Genomic DNA, 12,733 nt, shown 5'->3' on the forward strand with positions numbered 1-12,733 from the left:
TCCCTTTTGGTTAACAAACTGGAATCGATAAATCTAAATGACAAACAAATGCTTCAAGATCGACGACATGAACGATTTCATCTTGTAACAAGTCACTCTTACGTGCGAGTTCATCTGACGCATAATTCACAATACCAAGCCCTATTTCTCTTCCATCTTGATCTAAAATACGGACGACATCGCCTTTTTTAAATGAACCTTTCACACTGACAATCCCATCAGAATCAAGACTTCCCTCTCGGTGCATGAGAAATTCCTGTGTTTTCTCTTGAACCACGATCTCACCTTTTGGTCCAGAATGAAAGGCAATCCACTGCTTCTTATAGTTCAGCGGCGCTACATTTTCGTCAGCGGTAAAATAAGTCCCGTCCTCTGTCCCATTGATCGCTTTGTCTAAAATGTGGGGCGTATCTGCTTTTCCTAAAAAGCCATTGATACCTGCGGCCATTGATATTTTAAAAGCATCGAGCTTTGATTTCATTCCGCCTGTACCTACGCTGCTGCCTGCGTCTCCAGCAGCTGCTTCGATGTCTTCTGTAATGTCAGTGACTTCAAGAATTCTCTTCGCATTTGGATTTGTATGAGGATTATCTTCATACAAGCCATCAATATCAGATAAAATGGCAAGGAAATCCGAATCAATTAAGCCAGCTACTTTTGCAGACAATGTATCGTTGTCTCCAAACTTCAACCGATTGATCGTCACTGTATCATTTTCGTTAATAATTGGGATGATGCCTCGATCTAATAACACATTCATTGTGTTGCGCACATTTTGATAGCGCGTTTCATCAGAAAAATCACTTCTTGTGATTAAGAGCTGTGAGGCAATATAACCGTGTGATAAAAATAAAGTAGAATATGATTCCATTAAAAGCCCTTGCCCAATTGAGGCAGATGCCTGCTTTTCCGGCAGTGTTTTCGGTCTATCGATAAATCCTAGTTTTCGGTAACCAGCTGCAACCGCACCAGATGAAACCAAAATGACTTCGTGTCCTTCATCTTTCAGTTTCACAATTTGATTGACGAGGTTTTCTAGTTTTTTCAAACTAATCTCACCTTGAAAGCTAGTAAGAGAGCTGCTTCCGATTTTCACAACAATTCGTTTTCTCTCTTTATCTGCGTACACCTTATCACTCCTGTATCTGAACTCTATTTATATAGATACTTTTTGTTTTTGCTGATTGCTTATCTCTTTTGATCGATTGGCAGCATGTTTGACAGCCTGCTTGATCGCTTCTCCTCCGCCAAAATCATCTAATGCATTCAGTCCAGCAGCAGTTGTTCCATTTGGTGACGTAATTTTCTCTCTTAGGACTGAAGGATTTTCCTCTGTTTCTTGGAGCATTTTTGCCGCACCGAGGAGTGTCTGCGCGCCAATTTGGCGAGACAATTCCTTTGATAAACCTGCCTCTTCTCCTGCTTCTTCGATTCTTTCCATTAAGAAATAAAAGTAGGCGGGCCCGCTTCCAGCAATTCCAGTGAAGATATCCATTTGCTCTTCCTGAATGGTATAGACTTCGCCCATTTCAGATAAAAGAGCCTGGCTTATGCTCATATGATCGTTTTTCACGTAACGTCCAGCAGATAAAGCAGTCGCTGATGCGCCGATCGTACTTGAGGTATTTGGCATGACCCTTATAACAGGCTGACCTTCGTGCAGCATGTCTTCAATATACGATAGCTTAACACCTGCAAGGACAGACATGATAAGCTGATCTGGCTGAATACGAGATTTTAATGATTCCAGTGCTGCTTCAGCATCCTTTGGCTTCATGGCCAGGATCAACATATCCATTTCTTCAAAAGGAAATGAATCCATTGCGGCTGTTTGAATTCCGTATTGTTTCGTTAGTTCATTCAATCGAAGTTGATTTTGTCTGTTTGTTGCGTAGATTTGGCCTAGCGGCATCTGTCCTGATCGCACAATCCCTGCAATCATTCCTTCCGCCATAGAGCCTGCTCCAATGAAAGCAACTTTCTTTTGATCAATGATATTGATCCTCTCCCTTGTTCGCTTTTTGTTCGCGTTTTTCGCACGTTAGTAATCGTAACATGATGAGAAATCGTGTCAAGAAAGAGCCAGCGCTTTTCAAAAGTCCCGAATGCATGGCGGACAGCTTGCTGTAAGTATGTTAGCCGTGTTTTTCAAATTCAGCGATTTAGATCAAAAGAACTATGATCATTTGAATCATAGGACCCTTTCGTTCGACTGAATTCCCCATTTTATTTTTGGTTTCGGTGACTTCAATTCTATTTTTTAGAAAGCGTTCTCATTTTAATCACTTTCTATTTTCCTATTTGGTGAATGTGCTTGAATCTTTCGATTAGACTATTGACATATTTTAGAAAACATGTCCGTTGAAATGATATTTTACTGGTGATACCGTGAAAGAGAAATCATGTGAAAAAGGAGCGTTCATAATGAAAGTGAAAGAAAACTATATCAATGTGATTCCAATGAAAGAAATCCGTTCTACCGATGACCTTCTTTTCCCATTCCCTATTTACAATGAGCTGCGTGCAGAAAGTGATATTAGATATGATGAGACAAGAAAGTGCTGGGATCTCTTTCGATATGCCGATATCCAGTCTGTTTTAAAGCAGCCTAAAGTGTTCTCTTCACAGCGGGGAAGAAGCACGTCTAAAACAAGTATTTTAACGATGGATCCTCCAAAACATACAAAGATGAGAGCGCTCGTGAATAAAGCATTCACCCCAAAAGCGATCAAGCAATTAGAAGATAAGATCAAAGACCTGACACATCATCTATTAAATCAAGTCAAGGATCAACGTACGTTTGATATCGTGCAATATTTAGCAGCTCCCCTGCCAGTGATGATCATCGCTGAGCTTCTCGGTGCAGAGGTACAGGACAGAGAGCTGATTAAAAAACATTCTGATGCCCTTGTGGCAGGTGCTAAGGATGAATCAAAAGAAGCCATTCAGGCTGTTGTAGATATGCAAAAACGCGCTGAAGAGGAGCTGTCCGTTTATTTTGCTCAATTGATCAAAAAACGAAAAGAAACGCCTGCGGATGACTTGATCTCGCTTCTCATTCAAGCGGAAATCGATGGAGAGCGTTTAACGGAGAATGAACTGCTTGGCTTTTGTATTCTATTACTTGTTGCAGGCAATGAGACAACGACCAATTTAATAACCAATGCCGTACGACTGCTGACAGAGCAGCCGCATCTCGCTGAATCCGTTCGACAGGATCCCTCTCTTATTCCTCAATTAACTGAGGAAACATTGCGGTATTATCCGCCTGTTCAAGCCATTGGCCGAATCGCCGCAGAGGATGTTGAAATTGCTGGCGCACGCATTGAAAAGGGAGACTACCTCATCGGCTGGGTTGCTTCAGCAAATCGGGATGAACAGAAGTTTGAAGATCCAGATACGTTCCGGCTTGATCGGAAATCAAATCCGCATATGAGCTTTGGGTTTGGCATTCATTTCTGTCTCGGTGCACCGCTTGCCCGGCTTGAAAGCAACATTGCGCTTGACGTTTTACTCCATACGTTTCAAGACATCACCTGCGCTGCAGATCAGCTAAAACCTATTCAAAGCACGTTTGTGTTTGGTGTGAAAGAATTTCCTGTACAAGTCACCCGTTTTTAAAAGTCCCTTTTTCAGGGGCTTTTTTTCATTTTCTTCAATTCATCATCTCTTTCTTACCTTCCACCTCCGAACATGCTAAAATAAAGTCCATACAAAGCGATAACGGAATGCAGAAAGGAAGCCGAAAACTCATGACCGATTATACAGCGATGAAAGACGGAATATTCAAATCAGTTTGTTCGTTAGATTGCCCGGATCAGTGCGGTCTTTTAATACATAAAGAAAATGGAAAGATCGTGAAAGTGCAGGGAGATCCGGACCACCCTGTCACACAAGGAAACATATGTAACAAAGTGCGTAATGTCACAGCCCGTTTATACGATGAAAAAAGACTGACCACTCCTTTAAAACGTGTTGGCCAAAAAGGCGAAGCACAGTTTGCGCCGATTACGTGGGAAGAAGCCATTGAAACCATTCGTCAAAAATGGACAAAGCTGATCAAAGAAAAAGGGCCAGAAAGCATTCTGCCTTACAGCTTCTATGGGAACATGGGCAATCTCAACGCAGAAGGAATGGACCGCCGCTTTTTTTATCGTCTTGGTTCAAGTCAGTTAGACCGGACGATCTGTCAGTCAGCGGGAACGACTGGCTATAAATATACAATGGGTGCAAGCATTGGGACAGACCCTGAAGACACCATTCATACGAAACTATTTATCTTTTGGGGCATCAATGCCGTATCGACCAATATGCACCAAATCACCTTGGCACAAAAAGCGCGAAAGCAAGGAGCTAAGATTGTCGTGATTGATGTTCACAAGAACCAAACCGGCCGGATGGCAGATTGGTTCATTCCGCTTCGACCTGGTACTGACAGTGCGCTTGCCCTTGGCATCATGCATGTCCTTTTTAAAGAGGAACGTACAGATGAAGCCTTTTTAGAGACTTACACGGTCGGCCATAATGAGCTGCGCGAGCATGTGAAGCAGTATGATCCAGACACAGTTGAGCGAATCACGGGTGTCCCTAAGGATGACATCATGACACTAGCTAGAATGTACGCTGAGACATCACCATCTCTCATTCGCATTGGGAATGGTTTGCAGCACCATGATAATGGCGGGATGAGTATTAGAACGATTTCCTGCCTCCCTGCCCTGACTGGTCAATGGCTGCACAAGGGCGGCGGCGCGATGAAATCAAACTCTTCTTTTCTTAGCTATAATGAAACAGCTCTTCAGCGGCCGGATTTATTAAAAGAACGCACACCTAGATCATTTAATATGAACCAGCTGGGAAGTGTGCTGACAAGCGCAGAGCCTTCCGTTGATTCTCTCTTTATCTACTCGTGCAACCCAGCAGTTGTAACACCTGAAGCGAATAAAGTCAGAGAAGGTTTGCTGAGAGAGGACTTATTTACAGTGGTTCATGATTTATTTCTAACAGAAACAGCGGCGTATGCAGACATTGTCCTGCCGGCGACATCTGCCTTTGAAAATGAGGATTTCTATACATCATATTGGCATCATTATATTCAAATTCAGGAGCCAGTGATAGAACGCTACGGAGAAAGCAAATCCAATACTGAAGTATTCCGCCTGCTAGCTCATGCGATGGGTTTTGAAGATCAAGCCTTCCGAGAGACAGATGCTGAGCTCATGGAACAAGCTCTTCATCATCCAGAAAATCCGCATTATGAGGACATTTCATACGAAGCATTAAAAGAAAAGAAATGGATCAAAGCAAAGCGTGGAACTTTCGAGGAATTAAAGCTTCAAACCCCAAGCGGGAAAATTGAGCTTTATTCTGAACAAATGAAAAAAGACGGGTATCCAGCACTTCCAACCTATGTGCCCCTTTATCAGGAAAGCGATTATCCGCTTACCTTTATACCGGGACCGAACCATAATTTTTTGAATTCCACCTTCTCACTTCATGAAAAGCATCAAAAGCTTGAGAAATTTCCGAAGCTTCACATGAATGAACAGGATGCAAAGGAAAGAAAAATTGAAGATGGTGACATGGTCCGTGTGCTGAACGATCGAGGAGAATGTGAGCTTGTCGTGTCAGTCGGTCAAAATGTTTTATCTGGTGTTGTGGTCAGTCAAGGATTATGGGCAGATCAAAAAGGGAAAAAACATTTAGTGAATGGGTTAACACCTGATCGATTGGCAGATATGGGCGGCGGCGCGACGTTCTTTTCTGGAAGAGTGGAAGTTGAAAAATTATCATAGAAAAAGTAAAAGCCAGCAAAAAACTGCTGGCTTTCAGATTGTTGACAAAGGGCTAAAATAATCTTGATTTTAGCCCTTTGTCTTCTTTTCAGCGTGATAGAAAACCTTTGAAGTCTAGGAAGCTCGAGCACTGGAGCGGAGCGAATTTGACATTCGTGAGCACCAGCGCGCAGAGCTGACAACGAATGCGAGGGTTTGTCTACACGCTGAAAGCCAGCAAAAAATGCTGGCTTTTTGATCTGCTTTTATCGTCCAATAAACAGCTGGTTGGTCATCACATTCGCACTTCCGCTGCTTTGGTAGCCTTCTACAGTAAATGCCGTTTCGTACATTTTACCCATTGGCATGCCTAAGCTTTCCCATTTATTAAAATGCGCACTGACGGAGACCGTTCCGCTTGTACGTTTTGTTTGACGTACACTCCAATATTGCTTAAAGGTCGCGATCCCGATAATGGAAGGCTGATTGACGCGAGTCGTTTCATAAATGTCATATGTGCCTCCATCGGCATAAAATGATCCTTTATACGCTCCTGTTGGACGATATGTGCCCCATGAATCAACAATGTAGTATTCTGCTAATGGAGATTGTGTCCAGCCATAGACACATAAATAGGAATTCCCGCCTGGGTTAAAGTTTGCGTTGTAGTTGATGGAGATGTTGCCAAGCTGATGATGAGTTTTAGTGGAATCAAACTTCTTCCCTTTTCGAAATAAGGCATTTCCGATACTGTTCCAGCCTGCAGTAAATGCCCCGCCGTTATTGAGTGTCATTGAGGTGTTTCCATAATCCTTCCATAATTCATAATCGTATCCGCTATGTGTACCCATTTCATTATTATAAATCGTTTTCGCATCAGCTGGCACAGCCGTCAGTGTCAATACAAATCCAATACACACCACAAACAATAGCCTCAATCTTTTCAAATTCATTTTCCATCCCTCTCCTTTTTTCATTCGTATTGTTCTGTCATCCCTCAGATGAAAAACCCATCACCTCCTTTCATGAAGCTCATTCTGCTAGATGGAACGATACGGTTTTAACCCGGCATGGATGTCTTTTGTTTGTGTATAAATCCTTTGATACAAATGAAATAGATCAGCATATACTTCCGCATGCTGCTGCTCTGGCTCATAAACAGCAGCTTGATGGATCAATTGATTAGCACATGCTTCAAGTGACGGATACCACCCGCAGCCAACCGCAGCAAGCATGGCTGCACCTAATGCAGGCCCTTGTTCATTGTCTAACTGGATGACGTCAGCCTGAAAAATGTCTGCTTGCATTTGAAGCCATGTCCGGCTTCTTGCACCGCCGCCAATGGACACAATAGAATCTATGTTTTTTCCTGCCTGCCGGAATAATGCGATAGATTCATTCAGCGAAAAGGTAATTCCTTCTAACACAGCCCTGACAACATGTGCCCTTTCATGACTGCTGTCTAATCCAATCAAGCTGCCGCGAATGATCGAATCCGCATGAGGTGTTCTTTCCCCAACTAAATAGGGAGTAAAAAGCAATCCTTTCGCTCCTGGCGCAACATGAGCCGCACCTTCTAAAAGTGATTGGAACGATTCCTCAGGTGCCAGTAAGTGTTTTGCCCAGTTAAGACTATATCCCGCTGAAAGGGTGACGCCCATTGTGTAAAAAGCGTCTTTTTTTGCATGATGAAACAAATGCAAATTCCCCTGAAGTTCCCTTTCATGATCTTCTTCGTAGGAAAGAATGACACCCGATGTGCCGATGCTGCATAACGTGCGGTCAGAGGATAAGATACCAGCACCAATTGCTCCGCAAGCATTATCTGCCCCGCCGGCAAAAACCTTCACGCCTTCTTTCATCCCAACATCACGTGCAATGTGCGGCAAAAGTGTACCAACCTCCGCCTCTGATGTGACAAGCGGCGGGCAAATATGAGGAGAAATGTCAAATGCCTGACAAATCTCCTCACTCCACGTCTGTTCACCGATATTTAACAGCAAAGTGCCCGCCGCATCAGAATAATCAATATGGACAGCGCCTGTTAAACGAAATCTGACATAATCTTTTGGGAGTAAAAACATGTCGATTTGTTGATCAATATGTGGTTCATGTTCCTTTACCCATAGTAATTTAGGCAGTGTGAATCCTTCTAACGCCTGGTTTTTTGTGATCTTTTGCAGCCGGTCCCCCAGCTTTTTTGTCATGTGTTCACATTGTGCTGTCGTTCGTGTATCATTCCATAAAATTGCAGGGCGGAGCACTTCGCGAGATTCATTTAATAGAACCAACCCATGCATCTGTCCGGAAAAGCTGATGCCTTCGACTTGCCTTGAATGAACAGGTTGCTTTGCCATCAGTTCTTTCATCACAGCTATTGTCTGCTCTACCCAATCTTCAGGATGCTGCTCACAATATCCCGGTTTCTCTTGAATGAGGCGGTACGGCTTAGAGGCTTCGCAGCACACCTTTCCGCTCTCATCGACTAATATCGCTTTGACCCCGCTCGTTCCAAGGTCAATTCCCATCACATATTTCATGTTTTCACTCCTTCAAAACAGGTCCGCCCATTCAATTAATCTTCTAACAAGTATTGATTTAAACGGGCCTTCAGCTGTTCCTCTCTTCCCGATTCGTTTCTGATCAAAGGATGTTTCAGCGCATATTCTTCTAATGTATGAAAGTTTGCCTTCCCTTCTGAAATGTCACGTCCAATTCCTTCAGAAAAGCTGCGATACCGGTGCTTTATCACATCTTCAAACACACGATCTTCTATGAGTCTATGAGCGACCCGCAGTCCCTTTGCGAATGCATCCATTCCGGCAATATGGGCATATAAAATATCTTCAAGTTCAAAGGAAGCTCTTCTCACTTTTGCATCAAAGTTGAGACCGCCAGCCCCTAGCCCGCCATTTTGCAAAATTTCATACATGGCAAGAGTTGTGGCATACAGATCGGTTGGAAATTCATCTGTATCCCACCCAAGAAGCGAATTCCCTTGGTTCGCATCAACAGAACCGAGCAGCCCATGAATTCTTGCGACACGCAATTCGTGCTCAAACGTATGGCCAGCGAGTGTCGCATGATTGGCTTCGATATTTAATTTAAAATGAGAATCTAATCCGTATTGCTTTAAAAAAGCGATGGATGTCGCTGCATCTGTGTCGTATTGATGAGTTGTCGGCTCCTTTGGCTTTGGTTCAATTAAAAATTGACCTGTGTACCCAATTTCTTTTGCATAATCAACAGCCATATGCAAGAAGGCCGCCATGTGATCAAGCTCTCTTTTCATATCTGTATTAAGCAGCGTATCGTACCCTTCTCGTCCACCCCAGAAAACATAATTTTCTGCACCGAGTTCTTTGGCGGTTTCGATGCCTTTTTTAACCTGTGCGGCCGCATAGGCAAAGACATCTGCATGACAAGATGTCGCAGCACCGTGTACAAATCTAGGGTGCTTGAACATATTGGCCGTGTTCCACAGCAGCTTTACTCCGCTTTGCTGCATGTATTCTTTCATTCTTTCTAAAATGATGTCTAATTGTTGATTGGTCTCTTGAAGCGTCTCTCCCTCTGGCGCGATATCGCGGTCATGGAATGAAAAATACGGTACATCTAGTAGGTCAAAAAGCTGAAAAGCGACTTCCAATCTAGCTTTTGCTAAATCCATTCCGCTATAGGAGTCCCATGCTCTCTGCATCGTGCCAGTTCCAAACATGTCAGTTCCATCAGCGGTTAATGTATGCCAATAAGCGACTGAAAAACGCAGGTGGTCTTTCATCGTTTTTCCGCCAATCACTTCGCTTGGATTATAGTATTGAAAGGCGAGTGGATTTTTTGATTGTTTTCCTTCATATTGAATTTTGCTGATTCCTTCTAAGCTGTATAACGTTTTCATATTTGATTTAGCCATTCTTCATTCCTCCTGAGTACACTTTGTAAGTTGATTCAACAAACTAATGATCAATGTATGAGAAAATCTCTTTGAATTTTCCATATTTTTTAGTTTTTTAGAAATATTTTCGTTATAATAAAGTTAAAATCATCTTTTTTATCGAATACATACGGAAAAAAGCAGCTCTTCTCAACTTAATCTAAAGACGAAACAAATGGAGTGGATAACGTGGATATCGCTGATCAGAACTTTGTAAAAAAAATAAATCAAAAACTATTATTAAAAGAAATTCTCCAGCATGCGCCCATTTCGCGAGCAAAATTATCTGAACGCACTGGATTAAATAAATCGACTGTTTCTTCTCAAGTAAGTACGTTAATGAAGGAACATCTTGTCTATGAGATCGGCCAAGGTGAGTCTAGCGGCGGGAGAAGACCGGTTTTACTGATGTTTAATAAACGTGCTGGCTGCTCCATCGGGATTGATGTTGGTGTTGATTATGTCAATGGCATATTAACAGACCTTGAAGGGTCCATTCTTTACGAAGAGCAGATCAAGCTCCCACCGAGCTCTCCTGATGTAACGATACGTAAATTAATTGAATTAATACAGCAGCTCATCACACAAATGCCCTCTTCCCCATACGGGCTCATTGGCATTGGTCTATGCATACATGGGTTAGTGAATGCAGATGAACAAATCGTGTTTACGCCTCATTCCAAATGGAAAAATGTTGATCTGAAAAAGCCGCTCCAAGACACATTCCAAGTGCCGATCTTCATTGAAAATGAAGCAAATGCCGGTGCATATGGTGAAAAAATCTTTGGTGCCGCTAAACACTATGACCATTTGATTTATGCAAGCATCGGCACTGGCATAGGGATCGGAATCATTATCAATCATCACTTATACAGAGGAGCTTTCGGCTTTTCTGGTGAAATGGGACATATGACGATTGATTTTAATGGACCAACATGCAGCTGCGGGAACCGTGGGTGCTGGGAATTGTATGCATCTGAGAAAGCCTTGTTTCAGTCTCTTCAAACAGATGGTCAGCCCATCTCCCATCAAGACCTGGAACAGCTGGCCAAGTTAAATGATATGAGAACGCTCAATGCTCTGCGCAACTTTGGTTTTTACCTTGGCGTCGGTCTCACAAACGTCCTTCATACCTTTAACCCGCAAGCCATTATTTTACGAAACAAAGTGATCGAATCACATCAAACGGTTCTACATGTGATTGGGGAGGAGGTATCCTCGCGAATGGATACGCAATTCAGCTCACAGATAGAGCTGCTCCCCTCATCATTAGGACACAATGCACCAGTATTGGGGATGACATCTCTTGTCATAGAAGCTTTCCTGCAAGATGCCACCCTCACAACATGATCTATTTATTTTCCAATAAAGACAGCCCGTAGCGCGTTGTCTTTTTTTTATTCATCTGTTTCCTCATAGCGAAAATAGTGAAAATCAGCAGGCAGACGCTCGCCGCTCGTATCTTGACACTGCATACCGACAAATGCTCCTGTAAAAAATCCCCCACCTCTAATGAAATCATCGGATAAATGGATGGATTCAAGCGGCACATCAATTTCCTTCCACTCTTTTTGATCAAAAGAATAAGAATATTTATATGTCTCTTTCTGAACGGTCACTTTTAAATAGACATAAGTGACCTCGTCTGGAATGATGATTTTATGTGTCAATGGCTGAGAAAAGGCAAGGTTTTCACAGACAGATAGCTCAAGCGTGCGCCCAAGTTCCTCATCATATGTCACCTGGAGTGCTGTCCAGTTTTCCGTATTATAATAATTCACAAGACCAGCAGCTTGCTGAAAGTTTTCTGGGAAGAACGAAACAGCTGTCTCTGCTTCAAAATAAAAGCTTTGCCAGCGCCTTGCAACAAAAGCTTGGGTAAACTTAGACGTTAAAGATTCGTGACCGAATAACCTTAAATGCTGAGGTTTCTCCGTTAACGAACCAATCTGATCGGTAAACGGAATTCTTAATGTTTGGAAGTGTCTATTTAGTGTTGATTCTTTAAATTCATCGACTGTATGGTAGGTTGGTGCAAAAACCTTTTCTTCGATCTTTGGCGCTTCAACCTCAAGCGTCCCCTCTTTTCCGCCTACAACATAAGGCCAACCATCCTTCCATTCGAGCTTTTGTATGGCTGTTTCTCTTCCTAAAGGGCACCATCCTCTCTGTTGAAAAATAGATTCCTTGCTTGATTGAATCGGGCGGCCAGTGAGATGAGCGAGATACCATTCATTTGTATGCGTTTGAACGATTGAAGCATGCCCGCATTTTTGAAGCGGATGTTCAGGCGCATGGAAAGCACTTAAAATCGGGTTATCAGGATGAACCTCATAAGGCCCTTCAATATGCGGGGACCGGGCGATCGTTGCCGCATGCTCATACCTGGTACCTCCTTCTGCCGTTAATAAATAGTAGTAGTCACCGATATGATACAGATGCGGCGCTTCTGTCAGTTTAATCGGTGTGCCTTTAAAAATGACCTTCCTTTGACCGATGAGCTTCTTTTCAGCCACACTATATTCCTGCAAGGCAATACCTGCAAAGGAATGGTGCTTTTCCCTATGATCCCACAGCATATTTAAGACGTATTTCTTCCCGCTTTGATCATGGAATAAAGATGGATCAAACCCAGAGCTGTTGAGCCGGATCGGTTCACTCCAATCGCCGTCCACTTCGCTTGCCGTGACCAAATAATTATGACCGTCTTTAAATGGACCATCCACTACTTTGATATCTGAATAAATAAGCCAAAACTGCCCATCCGCATAGCTTAAACACGGTGCCCATACTCCACCAGAATCAGGATTTCCCTTCATATCCAGCTGCGAGGTTTTTTGCAAAGGACGCGCAGCAAGACGCCAATGGACGAGATCCTTTGAATGATAAATTTGCACCCCTGGAAACCACTCAAATGTAGAGACGGCCATATAATAATCTTCTCCGACACGACAAATACTTGGGTCGGGGTTAAACCCTTTGAGCACTGGATTGGTAATCTTCATTGAACTTCCTCCTCTTTCAG

9 protein-coding genes are annotated in these 12,733 nt (G+C 43.0%); 3 read left to right on the forward strand and 6 right to left on the reverse strand.

Features of this window, described 5'->3' with window-relative positions; translation table 11 throughout:
* Positions 1 to 10: 10 nt before the first annotated feature.
* Entirely contained in the window at positions 11 to 1,129 is a 1,119-nt protein-coding gene (gene proB / locus MHI46_RS09500; protein ID WP_260773788.1) for a glutamate 5-kinase, read from the reverse strand.
* Positions 1,130 to 1,156: 27 nt separating this feature from the next.
* Positions 1,157 to 2,002: a pyrroline-5-carboxylate reductase gene (gene proC, locus MHI46_RS09505; protein ID WP_260776092.1), complete on the reverse strand. Its 846-nt coding sequence runs from the start codon at positions 2,000 to 2,002 to the stop codon at positions 1,157 to 1,159.
* A gap of 422 nt (positions 2,003 to 2,424) precedes the next feature.
* Here proC and MHI46_RS09510 point away from each other — a divergent pair, with 422 nt between their 5' ends.
* Positions 2,425 to 3,621, forward strand: coding sequence for a cytochrome P450 (locus MHI46_RS09510; RefSeq protein ID WP_342502804.1), 1,197 nt, complete (start codon positions 2,425 to 2,427; stop codon positions 3,619 to 3,621).
* A 131-nt stretch (positions 3,622 to 3,752) separates the two neighbouring features.
* Positions 3,753 to 5,795: a molybdopterin oxidoreductase family protein gene (locus MHI46_RS09515; protein ID WP_260773792.1), complete on the forward strand. Its 2,043-nt coding sequence runs from the start codon at positions 3,753 to 3,755 to the stop codon at positions 5,793 to 5,795.
* Between the two features lie 245 nt (positions 5,796 to 6,040).
* On the opposite strand, the gene MHI46_RS09520 is transcribed toward MHI46_RS09515, so the two are convergent.
* From MHI46_RS09520 to xylA, 3 genes are all read right to left on the reverse strand, one after another.
* Positions 6,041 to 6,727 (reverse strand): glycoside hydrolase family 11 protein, encoded by a 687-nt coding sequence (locus MHI46_RS09520; RefSeq protein ID WP_025093139.1) that lies wholly within the window; start codon positions 6,725 to 6,727, stop codon positions 6,041 to 6,043.
* 87 nt (positions 6,728 to 6,814) lie between these two features.
* Entirely contained in the window at positions 6,815 to 8,314 is a 1,500-nt protein-coding gene (xylB, locus tag MHI46_RS09525; protein ID WP_039179215.1) for a xylulokinase, read from the reverse strand.
* Positions 8,315 to 8,349: 35 nt separating this feature from the next.
* Positions 8,350 to 9,687, reverse strand: coding sequence for a xylose isomerase (xylA, locus tag MHI46_RS09530; protein ID WP_058837903.1), 1,338 nt, complete (start codon positions 9,685 to 9,687; stop codon positions 8,350 to 8,352).
* Positions 9,688 to 9,897: 210 nt separating this feature from the next.
* On the opposite strand from xylA, the gene MHI46_RS09535 reads away from it, so the two are divergent.
* A complete protein-coding gene (locus tag MHI46_RS09535; RefSeq protein ID WP_126681693.1) occupies positions 9,898 to 11,058 on the forward strand; it encodes an ROK family transcriptional regulator in 1,161 nt (386 codons plus the stop codon).
* 47 nt (positions 11,059 to 11,105) lie between these two features.
* On the opposite strand, the gene MHI46_RS09540 is transcribed toward MHI46_RS09535, so the two are convergent.
* A complete protein-coding gene (locus tag MHI46_RS09540) occupies positions 11,106 to 12,713 on the reverse strand; it encodes a glycoside hydrolase family 43 protein (protein ID WP_064497465.1) in 1,608 nt (535 codons plus the stop codon).
* Positions 12,714 to 12,733 lie beyond the last annotated feature (20 nt).

The organism is Bacillus sp. FSL K6-1000, assembly GCF_038630785.1.
GTDB classification, from domain to species: domain Bacteria; phylum Bacillota; class Bacilli; order Bacillales; family Bacillaceae; genus Bacillus; species Bacillus safensis.

Coding starts and splice junctions, on each gene's coding strand:
- MHI46_RS09510 (WP_342502804.1), top strand. CDS start 2,425: ATGAAAGTGAAAGAAAACTATATCAATGTGATTCCAATGAAAGAAATC.
- MHI46_RS09515 (WP_260773792.1), top strand. CDS start 3,753: ATGACCGATTATACAGCGATGAAAGACGGAATATTCAAATCAGTTTGT.
- MHI46_RS09520 (WP_025093139.1), bottom strand. CDS start 6,727: ATGAATTTGAAAAGATTGAGGCTATTGTTTGTGGTGTGTATTGGATTT.
- xylB (WP_039179215.1), bottom strand. CDS start 8,314: ATGAAATATGTGATGGGAATTGACCTTGGAACGAGCGGGGTCAAAGCG.
- xylA (WP_058837903.1), bottom strand. CDS start 9,687: ATGGCTAAATCAAATATGAAAACGTTATACAGCTTAGAAGGAATCAGC.
- MHI46_RS09540 (WP_064497465.1), bottom strand. CDS start 12,713: ATGAAGATTACCAATCCAGTGCTCAAAGGGTTTAACCCCGACCCAAGT.